This window comes from Streptomyces sp. NPDC007095 (assembly GCF_040634475.1).
In the GTDB taxonomy this organism is placed as follows: domain Bacteria; phylum Actinomycetota; class Actinomycetes; order Streptomycetales; family Streptomycetaceae; genus Streptomyces.
On record NZ_JBEYFS010000073.1, the window covers coordinates 23,036 to 39,472 of the forward strand.

At 70.8% G+C, this 16,437-nt stretch carries 12 protein-coding genes and 1 pseudogene; 8 read left to right on the plus strand and 5 right to left on the minus strand.

The window, feature by feature from the left end; all coding sequences use genetic code 11:
• Positions 1-54: 54 nt before the first annotated feature.
• The 4 genes from ABZ656_RS24770 to ABZ656_RS24785 form a co-directional block, all read right to left on the minus strand.
• On the minus strand, positions 55-1,752 hold the full coding sequence (locus ABZ656_RS24770; RefSeq protein WP_360270519.1) for a mobilization protein: 1,698 nt from the start codon (positions 1,750-1,752) through the stop codon (positions 55-57).
• The gene (locus tag ABZ656_RS24775; protein WP_360270552.1) at positions 1,742-2,314 is read right to left on the minus strand and encodes a hypothetical protein; all 573 of its coding nucleotides are present in this window, start codon (positions 2,312-2,314) and stop codon (positions 1,742-1,744) included. Before ABZ656_RS24775 ends, ABZ656_RS24770 begins: the two co-directional genes overlap by 11 nt.
• 314 nt (positions 2,315-2,628) lie before the next feature.
• On the minus strand, positions 2,629-3,882 hold the full coding sequence (locus ABZ656_RS24780; RefSeq protein WP_360270521.1) for a DUF3631 domain-containing protein: 1,254 nt from the start codon (positions 3,880-3,882) through the stop codon (positions 2,629-2,631).
• Between the two features lie 517 nt (positions 3,883-4,399).
• Complete coding sequence (locus ABZ656_RS24785; RefSeq protein ID WP_360270523.1) at positions 4,400-4,594, minus strand: helix-turn-helix domain-containing protein; 195 nt, start codon at positions 4,592-4,594, stop codon at positions 4,400-4,402.
• A gap of 121 nt (positions 4,595-4,715) precedes the next feature.
• Between ABZ656_RS24785 and ABZ656_RS24790 the strand changes: the two genes are divergently transcribed.
• The 4 genes and pseudogenes from ABZ656_RS24790 (at position 4,716) to ABZ656_RS24805 (ending at position 7,829) form a co-directional block, all read left to right on the plus strand.
• A complete protein-coding gene (locus ABZ656_RS24790) occupies positions 4,716-5,216 on the plus strand; it encodes a helix-turn-helix transcriptional regulator (protein WP_360270525.1) in 501 nt (166 codons plus the stop codon).
• Positions 5,217-5,240: 24 nt separating this feature from the next.
• The gene (locus tag ABZ656_RS24795; RefSeq protein ID WP_360270527.1) at positions 5,241-6,359 is read left to right on the plus strand and encodes a site-specific integrase; all 1,119 of its coding nucleotides are present in this window, start codon (positions 5,241-5,243) and stop codon (positions 6,357-6,359) included.
• Between the two features lie 244 nt (positions 6,360-6,603).
• A pseudogene (locus tag ABZ656_RS24800) lies at positions 6,604-6,729 on the plus strand (transposase); the annotation flags it as partial.
• Positions 6,730-7,121: 392 nt separating this feature from the next.
• The gene (locus ABZ656_RS24805; protein ID WP_358387285.1) at positions 7,122-7,829 is read left to right on the plus strand and encodes a Crp/Fnr family transcriptional regulator; all 708 of its coding nucleotides are present in this window, start codon (positions 7,122-7,124) and stop codon (positions 7,827-7,829) included.
• A 72-nt stretch (positions 7,830-7,901) separates the two neighbouring features.
• On the opposite strand, the gene ABZ656_RS24810 is transcribed toward ABZ656_RS24805, so the two are convergent.
• Complete coding sequence (locus ABZ656_RS24810; RefSeq protein ID WP_360270530.1) at positions 7,902-8,444, minus strand: Pycsar system effector family protein; 543 nt, start codon at positions 8,442-8,444, stop codon at positions 7,902-7,904.
• Between the two features lie 294 nt (positions 8,445-8,738).
• Between ABZ656_RS24810 and ABZ656_RS24815 the strand changes: the two genes are divergently transcribed.
• The 4 genes from ABZ656_RS24815 to ABZ656_RS24830 all read left to right on the plus strand — a co-directional run bounded on the left by ABZ656_RS24815 (position 8,739) and on the right by ABZ656_RS24830 (position 15,767).
• Entirely contained in the window at positions 8,739-9,506 is a 768-nt protein-coding gene (locus ABZ656_RS24815) for a hypothetical protein (RefSeq protein WP_360270532.1), read from the plus strand.
• 53 nt (positions 9,507-9,559) lie between these two features.
• Positions 9,560-14,740 (plus strand): tetratricopeptide repeat protein, encoded by a 5,181-nt coding sequence (locus ABZ656_RS24820; RefSeq protein WP_360270534.1) that lies wholly within the window; start codon positions 9,560-9,562, stop codon positions 14,738-14,740.
• Positions 14,741-14,853: 113 nt separating this feature from the next.
• Positions 14,854-15,018 carry a helix-turn-helix domain-containing protein gene (locus ABZ656_RS24825; protein WP_360270536.1) on the plus strand — a complete coding sequence of 55 codons (165 nt, stop codon included), beginning with the start codon at positions 14,854-14,856 and terminating at the stop codon, positions 15,016-15,018.
• A 68-nt stretch (positions 15,019-15,086) separates the two neighbouring features.
• Positions 15,087-15,767, plus strand: a complete 681-nt coding sequence (locus tag ABZ656_RS24830; protein WP_360270538.1) for a winged helix-turn-helix domain-containing protein — start codon at positions 15,087-15,089, stop codon at positions 15,765-15,767.
• Positions 15,768-16,437 lie beyond the last annotated feature (670 nt).

Genomic DNA, 16,437 nt, shown 5'->3' on the forward strand with positions numbered 1-16,437 from the left:
GTTGAACCCGACCCGATGCCCCGTCACGACGCGTGGCGGGGCATCGGGTCGGGGTCAGCGGTGTCGACTGCGCTCTTCGGGCCTCGTAGCCACTGGTGTGGCCGGAGGGTGTGGCGTGGCGGACATGGACGACGTTCCGCTGACGGTGCTTCGCCTGCGAGCCGCCTGCGTCCGCCGGTTCGGCTGAGCAATGATGCGCCAGTTGAGGACCTCGGCGGGGTGCTCGGCGCTGTCGAGTTCTCGCTGGGCGCCCGCCTCGGCCAGGAGGCGTCGGGGGTTGTGGCCGGCGGTCTCGGCGTGAGCGAGGGTTGTGGTCAGGGCGGCCCAGGCGGGGTCGGCGAGGATTCGGTCGGCGTGGTCGGGGAGGGCCGCGCGAACGTCCTGCTCGAATCGGCTGGCGGTTGCGGCTCGTGGTGCGTGGCGGGCCAAGTCCGCCAAGACGGGTGCGGCCGCCTGTTGGTAGCCCGCCTGGAGGTGGCGGAAGGCTTCTTCGGCCGCAGCGGCCTGCTGCTCGTGGCCGCGCTGCTCGTGCCACTTGGCGGCTGCGCGCGCCAGATGCACGGTGGCGAAGAGCAGGGCGATGGCGAGCCCGCCCGGCTCGCTGGAGGCGTAGGCGAGTTCCTTGGCAGCCTTGCGCAGGGCGGTGGCGGCCTGGTGGTCGGCGCGGGCGGCGAAGCGGCGGGCGCGGTTGAACGCCATCGCCGCCGCCCGCAGTTCCGCCCGGTGAGGGCCGGTCGTGGCGCTGGCGATGTTGTACAGGGCATCGCCGAAGGCGGCCAGGTGGCCCTGGGCGGCGGCATCGTCACCGGAGTCGAGGACAGTGCGTGCCGTGTCTATGGCGGTGGTGGTGTGCCGCCATGGATCGGCGGGGTCCGCCACGTACCGGGGGCGGTCGGCCATCTCCTGATCGGGGAGGCGTTCGCGTAGGCGGTTGATGGAGAGGTCGGGGGCGAGTTTCGAGCCGCCGTACCAGACGGGTTCGCTGGCCGCGTTGGTGTCGCCGGGGGCGGCGAGGCTGTAGCCGATCACGTCGCCGGTCTCGGGGCCGATGCGGGTCTTGACCTTGATGCCGAGGGACTGCAGGACGGTGAAGTAGTCGGCTTCGTTGCGTACGGCTGCGGCGACCGCGTACGCCTGCTCGCGCAGCCAGTGCCGTGCCGTGACCGTCTGGCCCTGGCGCTCGGCCTTGGCGCGTTCGGCGCCGGTGGGGGTGCGGGGCGCGGTGAGGTCGCCGGACTTCAGGCGGCGCAGGCCGAACTCGGCTTCGATCTTGCGGCACTCGGCTTGGGCGCGCTGTCCGTCGTGGTGGGTGCGGGGGCGGCGTCCGTCGGCTCGGACGGTGGTGGCCATGATGTGGATGTGGTCGTCGGCGTGGCGCACGGCGATCCATCGGCACGCCTTCTCGTCGCCTTCGGGGGCGATGCCTGTGGCGTGCACGATGCGGCGGGCGACCTCGGCCCACTCGGTGTCGGTGAGGTAGCGGTCGCCGGGCGCGGTGCGGATCGGGCAGTGCCAGACGTGCTGAGGTGGCTTCTTGCCGCCCAGCTCGCGGGTGCGCAGGTCGACGTGGTGGTCGAGGCGGTTGGCGAGGTGGGTGTAGGTGGCTTCGGGGTTGCGGCCGGGGTCGGGGGCGCCGGCCATGTCCCAGGCGGCGACGATGTGCGGGGCGGTGTGTTCGTCGCGGCGGCCGGGGCCGAAGAGGTAGACGATCAGTCCGCGGGTGTCGGATCCGGTGGAGACGTCAGGAACCATGCGCGGTGCCTTCCGTCAGGAGCTGGTCGATCAGTCGGTAGCTGGTCTGGGCTGCTTGCTCGACGCGGTCCAGCACCGCTTCGGCACGCTCGGGAACCATTCCTCGGTGGATGGCTGCGGTGATCTGGTTGAGGTTGCCGCCGATGCGGTTCAGCGCGACGGTGTGTGCCTCCACGGCCTCGATCAGGGGGCGGAGAGGATCGTCCTCCGGGCTGCCGACCAGCCCCGTCTTGCCGAGGGCAACGGCGAGGGCGGCGTCCCCGACGAATCCGGCGAACTTCTGACCGCGCTGGTGAGCGGCGGCGCTGATCACGCTGACTGCGGTCCGTGTGAAGCGGATGGTCTTCTCCTGGTCGCGCTTCTCCACGGTGCGCTTGCGGTTCATCAGCGCGGGCAGGACAGGGGCGTCGAGATCCCGCCAGGAGGGCTGCTCGGCGGGCGGCGGGATATCGGCCGGTTGAGTGCGCGGGGCGACGGAGTCGGGTGCGTGCTGCCAGCTGGTCTCGGCTATGCCCTCCTCCGGCTCGGGCGCCCCCTGGCGCTCGGCCTTCTCCTCCGCCACCCCTGGGGCGGGGGCAAGCGCGGACGAAGCCTCGTTAGAGGCTCGTTCGCTCCAGCTTGCTGCTGATCGGCGGGTCAGGCCGAAGAATCCCTTGCGGCGGCGGGTGGGGGCGTCGTCGGTGCTCGTCTCGGGCATGGTGGCGCTCCGGTGGTCGTGTGGGTGAGGCTTCGTCACGTCCGTTGCATCCGTCCCGTAGCTGGTCAGGACAGGTACGGAGGCGGTCGCAGGTACGGAGTGATCCGTATCGGCGAGGAACTCCGTCCCCGCGCTGACCTGCGCGGGGACGGATGCGACGGATTGATACGGAGCTGGTGTCAGCGAGTGGGCTTAGGGCCGGAAGGCCCGCCGGGCGGGCCGATGGGCAGCGTCCCCAACGGAGGGGCCGGTGGCTTGCCCTGGGCTCGATGTGCGAGCACGGCCTCGCCGGCTGCGGGGGCCGGTTGGGCGGGGTCGGGGCAGTAGCGGGCCCAGGCGTCGAGGAACTGGTTGCGGGCGTACGCCTTGGCCTGCCTGCCGTTCTCGAAGCGGTGGTTGGCCGGGCTGATGCCGAAGTCGCGCAGCAGGTTGGCCAGGTGGTAGGCGTTCAGACCCTTCGTTCCGTACTCGGCCCAGGGCGCCTCGGCGTCCTGGATGAGGGCGGCGAGCAGGTCGTGGCTGCGCAGAGACTCCGGGTCGACCTGTTGCTCGAAGACGCGGCGGATGTCCCGGAGCAACCGGGTCTTCAGCGTCGTCTGCTCGTCCTGGACCACTTCGTTCCCGGTCATCGCCAGGCAGGCGGCACGGGCCTGGACGGGCCAGCGGCCGCCGGCCAGGTCGGCGACGATCACCAGCGGCTCCCACGTGTCGGCCGCCCGGTCCTCGACCGGCATCTGCGGAACCAGGCCCTCGGCAGTGCTTCGCAGCGGGGCCAGCCAGGCGGTCAGCCGGTCCCGCAGCGTGTTCAGTTCCGGAACGGAGTATCGCGAGCGGAACGGGGCGATCCGCTCGCCCGGCTTGCGCTTCTGCATACGGAGCACGACCGCCCGGTCCATGATCGTGTCCGGCAGGTCGCCGATCCCGGCGAGCGCGGCCATGGCGAAGGTGGGAAACGCCGTCGGCTTGTGTTCCGGACCGGAGATTCGCCAGGCGGGCCGGTTGCGCTGGTGCCCGGCGTTCAGCAGGCCGCGCAGGTCCTCCTTGTCGCCGGCCTTGGGGCCGAAGATGGTGTCGGCCTCGTCCACCAGCAGCGTCGGCGGGTTCTTGCCGATGACGCGGAAGACGACCGCAGGCGAGGTGTTCACCGTCATCATTGGCTGGTGGACGGTCTCATGGAGCACGTCCAAGACGCGGGACTTGCCGCATCCCTTGGTCGGCCCCACGACCGCCAGCCGTGGCGCGTGCTGGAGAGCGGGTTGGATATGGGAGGCCGCCACCCACAACGTGACCGCCGTAAGAGCCTCGTCGCTCGGCAGCACCACGTACCGGCCGATCGCCGCACGTAGGTCATCGAGCAGCGCGGCTCCTTCGTCGGCCGTCTCGCCGCTCGTACCGGCACGGTCCCCGGCCCCCGATCCGCCGTCGGGGGCCACGGTCCCCGCAGATGCGTGGGGACCGTGGCCCTCACCATCGGCTCGGAGCGCGGCGTGCTCGCCCGGGATTCGGGGACCAGGTTCGGGGACCAGGAGACCGAAAGTCTCCGTCCGGTCCCCGGCTTCCACTCCCGCGGGACCGGTCCCCAGGGCGCTGACCTGCACATGTTCCGCGCTGGGGGTGTTGCGGTCCCCGACCGGAACACCCGTCGAAGCATCGCCGCTGGCGGGTGCAGCAGGGGACCGTGACTCCGTTCGGTCCCCGCTTCGGTCCCCGTTGCTCCAGGGGATGCCCTGGCCGGGGACTGCGGCGGCGGGCCAGACAACCTCGGATGCGCTCGAGGTGGCGGGGGACGTAGAGTCCTCCATAGACGTTCCTCTCAGGTGAGGGACGGGACGGGCAAGGTCCCGCCCCTCACCGGTTCGTTCGTTCAGGGATGGGCGACGTGCAGGGGAATCTCCGGCCCTCGGCGTTGGCGCGCCGGGGGCCGTTGCTGTGTCCGGGTCTGCTGGCGGCTCATGAGGCCAGGCCCCACTCGTCTCGGCCGTCGATCAGGGTGCGCTCGTAGCGCAGCAGCTCGGCCTCGGGGTACAGCACCCGCTTGCCGACCTTGATGCCGCGCGGCCCCTTCTTGATGTGGCGCCAGTAGCGGACGGTGCTCTCGGCTGTGCGGTAGCGCTCGGCGACCTCGGCGGTGGCCAGGTATCGCATGCATTCCCATTCGGCTAGACGGCAATTCGATCTGCATAGAGTTGTACCCCAGCATCGGCGGTTACCCAAATCGGGAAGCTCATGTTTCAATTGGGATAGCGATGGTGATGATGGAGGTCCGATGGCAGGCGACAAGCCCGAGGGCGGCGAAGTGCCGCTGCTCTACAGCGAAGGGAACGTGGCCGCGCGCATGGCGCTGGAGCGCGAGGTCAGAGGATGGAGCACGACCGAGCTGGCGGAGCGGGTGACCAGAGCCGGCATCAAGATGAACCAGACAGCGGTCTGGCGCATCGAGAACGGCACCCCTCGCCGACGCATCAACCTCGACGAGGCCCTCGCCTTCTCCCGCGTCTTCGAGCTCCCCCTCGAAGAACTGATGTCCCCGCCCTTGGAAGGGCTCGACATCGACAGCCGGCGCCTCGTCCAAGAGGCCGTCGAAGCGTTCTACGAGGCCCGAGACGCGCGCGACCGCCTGCATCACGCCGTAGTCGCCATCGCCGGCCACATCAAGGCCCATCCCGACAGCTCGCGGGCGATCCACGAGCAGTGCCTCCGCCTCATGGGCGCCGAGCGGGACGCTCGCGCCCTCAGCAACGACATCGAGGACGGAGGCCACTACTGACAACCGACACGAAGGAGAGGCCACTTGGCCAACATCCAGAAGCGCCCTAACGGCAAATGGCGTGCTCGCTACCGCGACCTCGACGGCAAGGAGCACGCGCGCCACTTCGAGCGCAAGGTCGACGCCCAGCGCTGGCTCGACGAGGTCACGGCCAGCATGGTCACCGGGCAGTACGTCGACCCGCGGTCGGCAAAGAAGCCCTTCAAGGAGTACGCGGAGGAATGGCGGACCATCCAGCCGCACCGGCCTTCCACGGCCAAGGCGGTGGCCCAGCACCTGCGCTGCTATGTCTACCCGGCCTGGGAGAAGCGGGCACTCGGCGCCATCAAGCCCGGCGACGTACAGAGCTGGGTCACCAGCCTGACCACCACGCACGGGCTGGCCGCCAGCACCTCACGGACGGTCTTCAACACGGTCAACGCCGTCTTCCGGGCGGCCGTCCGTGACTGGATGATCCCTCACAACCCGTGCGCCGAGGCGAAGCTGCCCTCGGTACCACGGAAGAAGATCGTGCCACTGGCCGTCGAGCAGGTACGGACGCTGTCCGAGGAGATACCCGCCCGATACAAGGGCCTCGTGCTGCTCGGCGCGGCCACCGGGCTCCGCCCCGGCGAGCTGTTCGGCCTCCAGGTTCGCCACCTCGACCTGCTGCACGCGACCGTCTCGGTCGAGCAGCAGATCCAGCAGACCGCCAAGCACGGCGTGTACGTCTGCCCACCCAAGACCGCCCGCTCGCACCGCACGGTCCCGCTCCCCCGCATGGCGGTGGATGCGATGAAGGCCCACCTGCGGGACTTCCCCGCCGATGGGCCCAAAGGCTGGATCTTCACGGCGCCGCAAGGCGGACCCGTGGTCTACACGCACTTCATGGACGGGTCCTGGCGGCCCGCCTGCGCGAAGGCCGGCATAACGAAGGGCACCGGGCCTCATGCCCTGCGCCACCACTACGCCAGCCTGCTGATCAAGCACGGCGAGTCGGTGAAGACCGTCTCCGAGCGCCTCGGCCACACCAACGCGGCCATGACGCTGAACATTTACACCCACCTGTGGCCCGACTCCGAGGAGCGGACCAGGGCCGCCGTCGACAAGGCGTACGCGGACCAGTCCGCCGATGCCCAGCCACAGGTCGACGAAGCGGCGTAACCGCTCCCCCGCGTGCCGGACTCATCCAGCACGCTGCGGACTCTGCGCGGACAGCAAAGGCCGCCCAACCCACTCCGCCGCAGGTCAGACGGCCTTTCGCACGATCAACTAGACGTTGAAGCGGAACATCGGCCCCAGATTTTTGACCTGCGGAAACGACCGGGAACCGGTGCGGATCCAGCCAGGATCCAGCCACCGGATACGGCCGGTCGGCGACCGGGATGTCACGCTGGATCCTCGGGACCGCCGCAACGGCTACCGCCCCCGCGAGTGGGACACCCCCGCCGGCACCATCGAACTGGCCGTGCCCCGGCTACGCGAAGGCTCCTACTTTCCCGAGTGGCTGCTGGAACGCCGGCGCCGCTCCAAGCGCCGCCCGAGCCCTGTCAGCGATCAGGACCCGCAGGAGGTCGTCGCGGCCCCCCGCCGATGTGCCCGTGGCGTCGTTTCGCACGTGGTCGACAGATGCCGAATCCGGCGAGCGTACTGCCGCCAATCATGGACATATGGGCACCGAAGCGGGGCCCGATCCTCGCCGGCTCTGATCGAGAGCGTGCCCACCGTGAAGGTGATGGTGGGCGGTACGGACCGGAAGGAGAATCGGCCATGTCCCTGCTGCAGGTGCCGCCGGAGTTGAGCGGGGAGCTGGAAGCCGACCGCGCCGTCGACACGGCCGTCAGGCAATCATGTGGGTCGTTCCTCTTGGGCCGCGTTCGGACCTGCACGATGATGTCCCGTGCACAGATGGATACGGGGGTGCACATGGACGTGCCTAACATCTCCAATGCGTGGCCCGCGCGCAGCCTGCTGGGACTGTTGTCGCTCCCCGCCCGGCGCGAACTGCTGGGCCTGGGCACCCAGGCATGGTTCGAGGCAGGCGCCGTGTTGCTGCGGGAGGGCGCGGACGGCCGCCACGTCCTGCTGCTGCTGTCCGGGTTCGCCAAGGTCACCGCGACCGTGGAGAACGGCGAGAGCTCACTCCTCGCGGTCAGGGCCGCCGGGGACACCGTGGGCGAGATGGCCCTGATGACCGGCGCCCCTCGCTCTGCGACCGTCACCGCCTGCAGCCCGATGACCGCCCGGGTGCTGCCGAGCGGCGCACTGCGGGAACTGCTCCTGCGACGACCCGAGGTCTCTATGACGCTGACCGCCATCGTTGCCGACCGGCTGCGCTGGGCGAACCAGCGGCGGCTTGACTTCCGCGGGTATCCGGCGAAGGTGCGACTGGCCCGGCTGTTGGTGGAACTGGCCGCCTCCTACGGATCTCACGGGCCCGACGGCATGGTCGTCGGCTGCCGGCTGACCCAGCCGGAGCTGGCCACCCTGGTGGGCGCCGCCGAGACGACCATCCACAAGGTGCTGCGTGAACTGCGCGACGAAGGCCTGCTGGAGACCGGTTACCGCGCCACCACCATCCGGGATCTGCCCCGGCTCAGACGGCTGGCGGACCTGGCGCACGACGAGCCGTGAGGCAGCGAGCCGACGGACAACACCCAGGCATCCGCACGCGGTTGAAGCCGCGTCCGCCCGGTGCCGGTGTCGTCAGACCATCACCCGCAAGAGCACCACTTCCAGTCCCCCGGTCGCGCCCATGACCGCCGTGCACACCACCGCCGCCGTCAGCCAGCGGTGCTTGCGTACGGCCACGCGCGCGAGAAACCGTACGGTGTGCGACAGCTCCCGCCGGTCCGCGGACTCGTCCGGCTGCACCCCGTCGGCAGGCAGCACGTCGAGCCCGGCCGCGAGCTGGACGAAGCTGTAGCGGTTGAGGTCGGGGTCCCGCAGCAACCGCGGGCTCAAGGCAGCCGCCAGGCTCACCACACCGCCGACCAGCCCGCAGACGAACAAGGCGAGGAGTACACCGGCGAACATCCCGGCGGCGCCGCCCCGTTCCCAGGCGATCGCGGCCCGCTGACTCCACGCCCCCGCCGTACCGGCCAGCGCCGCCTGCGCTGCCGCCAGAATGCCGGCCTTCGTGTCCGCGTGCTGGTGCGTGGCGTGCAGCGCGGTGAACATGTACTGCGCGGGGCGGTCAGCGCTTCCCCGTTCGGTTTCCCGCCGGGCATCGTGTCGCGCGGAGCCCATGGAGACCTCCTTCGTTCGGTGACGGCGCGTTCCGTCCGGTAGGGCAAGTAGGCACCGAACTCCCGACTCGGACCAGTCACTTCTGAGGGTTCTCGGCACCACGCATGCGTCAGGATTCACGGCATTCCGTACTTCCACAGGGTTTACTTCGGAGCCGCGGGTGTACGACAGCAGTGTCGGCGCCCGCGCGAGGGGGAGCGGGCGCCGGTCTGACGCGGAACAACTCTGCCGGTCATGGCAGATCAGGACGACAAGGGTGATCTTCGCCTTGAAGTACGGAGACCGAGGGGTGTCATGGCTGCGAACCATGCGGAAGTACGTGGCGGCCCGGGGACGTTCGGGCGCAGGCTGCTGCTGGCGGTCGATGCACAGGGGTACGGCGGCCACGATGTGGTGACGCAGCGTCAGTTCCAGGAGGAGATGCCACGGTTGCTCGATCGGGCCGCTGCCACCGCCCGCCTCGACCGCGCGGGCTGGCTCACCCAGGAGGGCGGCGACTCGGTGTTCGCCGTCCTGCCCGAATCAGCATACGAGCCGGCCTTGATCGACCCCTTCATGCGTGAACTGGATGCCGGACTGCGGGCGTTCAACCAGAACCGCATCCCTCAGGCCCGGCTCAGACTCCGGGCAGCCGTCCACTTCGGCCCCGCGGCGCCGGGCGCCAACGGTTTCGTCGGCCCGGCCCCCGTGGAGATCGGCCGGATACTCGACAGTGCGGCCCTGCGTGCGGCCCTCGCCGAGTCCCCGGACGCCGCTCTTGCCGTAGGCGTGTCGGCAATCGTCTTCCACGACGTGGTGAAAGCCGCGCACACCACCCTCCGGGAGGCGGAGTTCCGGCGGGTGTCCGTCACGGAGAAGGAGTACCGGGGAGAGGCATGGATCTGGGTGGCGGGGCCCGGTGCGGGACGGCCGGCCCCGGAGGTGCCCCCGCCGGGCGACGCGGTGCAGCCGCAGCCGGCCGCCCGGTTCGTGCAGAACGTGACCGGCGGTACGGGCATTCAGTCGGAGAATGCCACGGTGACCATCACGCAGCACCCGGGAACCGTGGGTAATCAGCGGTGACCGGGGTTCCCGAGAGCCCTCGGACACCGGATCCGCAGACGTTCGTTCAGAACGTGGGGCCCGATGGCTGGGGCGTCCAGAGCCAGAGCGCGACGATCAACGTGTACGGCTCGCGGTTGCCCGCCGTCGAGGATCTGCCCGTGCCGGCCGCCTCCGACCCGGCCTGGCTGATGAGGCAGCCCAGCCGACTGCTGGACGCCCGCAGCCAGATCGTGCCGTTCGTGGGCCGGGAGGCCGAACTGGAACAGCTGCGGCAATGGCGGGACGCCGACGGACCGGCGCTGTCGGTCCTGCTGCTGCACGCTCCCGGCGGACAGGGCAAGACCCGGCTCGCCCTGGAGTTCGCCGAGCGCTCCCGTGGCCGGGCCGGTTCGGACGCGCCCGCCGCGCGACGGTGGCAGGTCCTGCACGCGGGATTCCAGGGCGCCTCCCCGGGGCCCTTCCCTCAGGGGAACGGCGCCGCCGCGCCGAGCGACACCGCCGGAGTGCTCCTCGTCGTCGACTACGCCGACCGGTGGGCGCACAGCGAGTTGACCCGCCTGCTGTCCACCACCGTCCTGAACCAGTTGCGGCCCACGCGGGTACTGCTGATCGGCCGCACCGTCCGCTGGTTCGCCGCCCTGCGCGCGGAACTCGGCGAGCGCCGCGCCGCTGCCGACGACCTGCTCCTGCCCCCGCTGGCCGGGGACCGGCTGCGCATGTTCACCTCCGCCCGCGACCGCTACGCCGCGAGCGACCTGTACGGCGTTGCCGATGCCGCGAGCATCCGGCCGCCCGCCTCCCTCGGCGAGAGCGACTTCGGCCTGCCCTTGAACCTGCAGATGGCCGCGCTGGTCGCGGTCGACGCCCGCAAGCACGGCACGACGCCGTCCCGCTACGAGCCGCACCAGCTGTCGGCATATCTGCTGGACCGCGAACGCCTGGCGTGGCAGCGGCTCGTCGACGCCGGGCGGCACGGGCAGGACTACCGCACCGGGCAGTCCGTCATGGCCAAGACCGTGTTCACCGCCGTCCTCACCGGAGCGGTGGGCCACCGGACCGGAAGGCAGGCCCTGCGCAGACTGGAGCTGCCGGAGCCGCACGACCACCTGCTGGACGATCACCGCTTCTGCTATCCGCCTGCCGACCGTGCCACGGTCCTGGAGCCCCTGTATCCCGACCGGCTCGCGGAGGACTTCCTCGGTCTGCTCACTCCCGGGCACGACATCAGCTCGTACGAACCCGACCCCTGGGCGAACGACGCCCCCGCGCTGCTGACCGCGCAGCCCGCCGGGACGTCCGCCGAAGAGGATCTCCGGGCGGTCATCGCTCCCCGTACCGTGACCTTCCTGGCCTCGGCCGGCAGCCGGTGGGCGCATCTCGGCAAGGACGTCCTGTACCCGCTGCTGCGCCGCGATCCCGGTCTCGCGATCGCCGCCGGCAGTTCCGCCCTGACCGCGCTGGCCGCCCTCGCCGACCCGGACGACGCCGACGACGACGGAGATGGCGGTCTCGACCCGGACCTGCTGGCCGCGCTGGAGGTGGTCGAGGCCCGGCTGCCCGAGGGCAGCGACGTCGACCTGGACATCGGCGTCCTCGCGGTCATGGAGGTTCTGATCGCCCATCGGCTGTCTCTGACGACCGACCCCGGCGACCGGGCGGGGCTGTACGCGACGCTGTCGTGGCGCCGCGGCAACGCGGGCCGACGCCAGGACGCGATCGCGCCGGGCGAGGAGGCCGTCCGGCTGCGCCGACAGCTCGTCAAGGCTGCCCCCGACCGTCCGGAGGACCCCGAACACCTCGACTGCCTGAGCCAGTTGGCGGTTGCGCTGGACGACCTTGCCGGGACGCTGTCCGCCGTGGGCCGCACGGAGGAGGCACTGTTCCTCTCCGAGGAGTCCGTGACGATCTGCCGCCGACTGGTCGGCAGCGACCCGGCCACCCACCTTCCCACCCTGCTGAGGTCCCTGACCGACCTCAGCCACCGGCTCTCCGGGCACGGCCGCACCGAGGAAGCGGCGGCCGCCACCCAGGAGGCCCTCTCCCTCTACCGCGACCTGGCCGCCAGCATCCCGGTCAGCCGACGCGGCGGACTCGCGGCTCAACTGGGCAACCTCGGCGCGAGGCTGCTGGAGATGGACCATGGCGAGGAGGCGCTGGCCGCCAACCGGGAGGCCGTCGGCCTCGCCCGTGAACTGGCCGCCACGAACCCCGCAGCCACAACCCCCGGCCTGGCCATCGCGCTGGGCAACCTTGGGGGCGCACTGTCCGCGGCGGACCGCACTGAGGAGGCCCTGACGGTCACCCGGGAGGCCGTCGACCTCTACCGCGACCTGGCCGCCGCAAATCCCGCAGCCCACCAGCCCGGCCTGGCGCTCGCCCTGCACAACCTCGCCCTGAGCCTCGCACAGGTGGGGCGCAGGCAGGAGGCGTTGGGGTGTGCCGAGGAGGCCGTGGCCATGCAACGGCAGCTGGCCGAGACGGACTTCGGCGCCCATCACCTCGACCTCGCCCGGTCGATGCACGTGCTCGGCGACCGACTCGCCGATCTGGACCGCCAGGAGCAGGCCCGGACCACGTACCGGCAAGCCGCCGAGCTGTACCGGCAGTTGTTGATCGCCCATCCCTCCCTCGACCTTCCCGAGAGCGCGGTGGCCCTGACCCGCAGGACCTTCGCCCCGCCGGCACCGCCCGAGGAGATCCTGGCGGCGTCGGAGCGGATCGCCGATCTGCACCGCCGCCTGGCCGACGCGGGCCCCGGCACCGACCTCCCCGAACTGGTCACGGAACTGTCCGAGGTCGCCGAATCCCTCGTCGCACTCGGGAAGTTCGAGGAAGCCGTCACTGCCTTCCGACGAGCTGCGGCCGTCCGGCTCGAGGCAGGCGACCGGAGCAGCGCCGCGAACCTGCTCAACAACCTTGCCAACACCTTGGAGGGGGCGGGACGGCTCACGGAGGCGGCCACGGTGGGCGAACGTGCCGCCACCCTTTTCCAAGAGACCGGCGAGCACCACCTGGAGGCCATGGCACTGACCAATCTCAGCCGCACCCTGTCCCGCCTCGACCGGGCCGACGAGGCGGCCGACGCCTCCGGGCGGGCGGCGGCCTCCTACCGGGAAATGGGTGACCTGACCCTCGAAGCCGCGGCACTGGTCAACCAGAGCTACGCGCTGACTGCGGCAGACCGGTACGAGGAAGTCGTCACCATCAGCCGACGAGCCCTCGCCCTCCTGGAGGAGAACGGCCCCTCTCATGGCGCCTCACCGGGCCCTCCGTGGCACAACCTCGGCCATGCCTTCTTGAAACTCGGGCGGTTCGAGGAGTCCCTGGCTCCCTTGCGGCGGGCCGCCGACATCTACCGGGAGAGGGAAAGTCACGCCCGTGAGGCGGACTCCCTGCGCAGGCTGGGCTTCGCCCTGTACAACCTCGAGCAGCACGAGGAGTCGGCCACCGCCTACGAGCGGGCCGCGGCTCTCCTGCGCGAGACGGGCGACCGCCCTGAGGAAGGCGAGGTACTCGGCCAGCTGGGCGGCGTTCTCGCGCGTCTGCAGCGGGACGAGGAGGCCATCGCTGTCTGCCGACGGGCCGTCGCCCTCCTGCGGGGGGCCGGTTTCCGCAGGGGCGAAGCCGGGGCCCTGGTCAATCTGGGCGGCGTCTGCGCCCACATGGGCCTGTTCGCGGACGCCGCCGCCGCATGCGGGAGGGCCGCGGCCCTCTTCCGCGAGGAGGGCGATCAGGCTCACGAAGCCGACGCGCTGTCCAACCGCAGCGAGGCCCTGATGAGCGCCGAACGCTACGAGGAGGCCATCCCGGTCTGCGAGCAGACCGCCGCCCTCTACCGCGCCGTGGGCAACCGCTCACGCGAATGCCTCATGCTGCACAGACTGGGCGGCAGCCACCTCGCACTGCGCCGCTACGAGCAGGCCAACACCGCGTACGAGCGGGAGAGCGAGGTCTGCCGGGAGACCGGCGATCGTGAGGCCGAGGGTGCGGCGCTCCTCGGCGTCGGCGTGACACTCTCGTACCTCAAGCGGCCCGAGCAGGCCGTCCTGGTCTGGCAGCGGGCCATCGGTGTCCACCGCGAAGCCGGCGACCGGGGCGGCGAGGCGTCCGCATGGTCGGGCCTCGGCACCGAACTCTCGCAGCTGGAACGCACCGGCGAGGCCATCGCCGCCCGCCGACAGGCCGTCGCGGCGTACCGCGACGCGGGCGATGCCGGCGGCGAAGCCGCAACGTCCACCCACCTCGGTGCCGACCTGCGCACGATGGGCCGACACGCGGAGTCCGCCGCCGTCCATGTGCGCGAAGCCGGACTCCACCGGCACCTCGGGGACCTCCGGAGGGAGGGCCGGGCCTGGAGCAACGCGGGCCTCGGCCTGGAGCACGAGCAGCACCACGAGGAGGCGGTCTCCTGCTTCTCGCAGGCTGCGGATGCCTTCCGCCAGGCCGGGGACCACGTGGCCCGGGGCGAGGCCCTGCGACACCTGGCCGATTGCATGCAGTCGCTGGGGCGGGCCGACGAGTCCTTCGCCGCCTGGCAGGAGTCAGTGGTCTGCTGCCGGGCGGCGGGGAACGAGCGAGAGGAGGCCATCAGCCAGTACGGCTTCGGCCAAGCCCTGTTCACGGCAGCACGCCACGACGCGGCCGTCCCCGCCCTGCGGCGAGCCGCCGACATCCTGCGGCGCCTCGGTTTCCCCGCCGCGGAGGCATCCGCGCTCCTCGACCTCGCCCGCGCTCAACTGGCCCTGAACCGGCAGGAGGAGGCCATCGCCCCCCTCACCCGGGCCGCCCCCGCATTCGCCGAAGCCGGCGACCACGGCCGACAGGGCGCGGCGCTGCTCGACCTCGGCAAGGCGCTGGCCACGACGGGCCGGGACGAGCAGGCCTCCGCGGTCGCCTTGAGCTGCGCCGACGTGTACCGCGGGATGCGCAGACCCGATCTCGAACAGCAGGCCCTGTTCCAGATCGGCGTCGACATCGCGCAAGCAGGACGAGCCGAACACACCCTCCCCCTGTTCCGGCGCCTCCATGAGTCCTACGCGGAAAGCGAGGACCCGGTGAAGGAGGCCTGGGGCCTGGTCCTGTGGGCCGGCGCCCTGGTGGACGCCGGGCACTACGCGAAGGCTGTCCCCGCCAATCGGCGGGCCGCCGAGTTCTGCCGCGCGACAGGCAACTCCGCCGCCCTGGAACTGGCCCTGAGCCAACTGGAGAAGGCCGAGCGCGGCCTGCGACGAGGCGATCACCGCCTGCCCTGACCCCATGTCTCAGCAAGGACGGGCTTCGCCGACGTAACGTTGCGCGCGTTCCCGCTCCTGAGGTTTTCGCCCTGGGGTGACGGTGATCTCGCTGGTGGGTGTATGCCGGTGTGATGCGGTATCCCGATGGGGACGGTCGGACCGCGAAGCAGCGGGCTCAGCGGGAGCAAGTGCGCTTTGAGGCTGCCGAGTTGTTCGCTCAAGGGGTGGCGCCGCCGCAGGTCGCGCGGCGAGTACGCGTCTCCCGGAAGTCCGCCTATGCCTGGCATGCGCGCTGACGGCAGGGCGGCGTTGAGGCCCTGCGGTCCAAGGGGCGGTCAGGGCAGCCGTCGCGGATGAGACCGCAATGGCGGGGGCCTGGCTGGCCGCCGAGCTGGAGAAGGGGCCGGCCGTGCACGGCTGGGTGGAGGACCAGCGCTGGACCCTGGCTCGGGTGGCCACAGTGATCGCGCGGCGTTTCCACGTCCGCTTCAGTCCGGCGCAGACCTGGCGCATCCTGCACCAGATGGGCTTCACGGTGCAGGTCCCGGCGCGTCGCGCCGCCGAGCCCGACGCGGATGCGGTGGCGACCTGGATCAGGGAAACCTGGCCGCGGGTGGGAAAGACGGTGAGGGACCAGGATGCATGGCTGTGCTTCGCCGCCGAGTCCGGCCAGGTTCTCAGGCCGCCGAAAGCACGGACCTGGTCCCGGCGCGGCCACACGCCTCGCGTCACACTCCGGGCCGGGGGCTCGGGACCTATATCCCTGGCCGGCCTGGTGTGCCACAGGCCGGACCAGCGCACCCGGCTCATCTTCCGGATGCTGGTGCACCACGGCCGCAAGGGCGAGCGGAAGGGCTTTCGGGAGAAGGACTTCGCCGCGCGGCGTCGCCGACCTCGAACGCCTCGACCGCCTGCGCACCGTCCTGGCCACCGACGGCCACCGACGGCCACCACACCAACGACGCCCACCTCGCCGTCTTCTCCCAGCACGGCTTCACCCGCGACCTCACCAAGACCGCCGGCGGCCGGGACGACGTGCACCTGATCGACCTTGGCCAGCTCTACGGCCATCACTGATGACGCCGAGACCCGATCAACTCCGTCACGACACACAGCCATGACGACCTCGCGCATGACTGGCCTTGCGGCGGGGAGGCATCAGTAGGCCCAGGCCCAGAAGGCACCAGTGGACTTCCCCCCGTTGGGCGACTTTGCCCTCAATCGCCCGGCCCGCCTGTGCAGGCATCTGCCCTATCCACCCGGAGACCCCACCACGCAACTCACACTCAGAGACGAACCTCAATTGACCCCGCGATGCGCCCGACAGTGGTCCACTGCGGCAGTGATGTCTGCCCAGCCGGCCGGGCAGATGGTCGCGTTCGCGGAGACAACAAGCCGACGGCACTTCCCCACCCAAATCCCCTGACACACCGTCAGCTCATCCAGCACCGATCCAGCACCGGAAATAAGTCGCCCAGCTTCAACTACCACCGCTAGCAGCCCTACCTGCGCAAACACTCACGCATCAGCCACGGCAAGCACCCGAAAGTCCCGTCGCACATTCCAGCAGAATTCCACCACTTCCGAACACCAAAAACCCCTCCGACCTGTGCAAACACAAGCCAGAGGGGTCCTCGTTCGAACAATTCACACGTTGAAGCGGAACATCGGGCCCAGATTTTTGACCTTCGCAAACGCCGGAGAGCCGGGGCGGA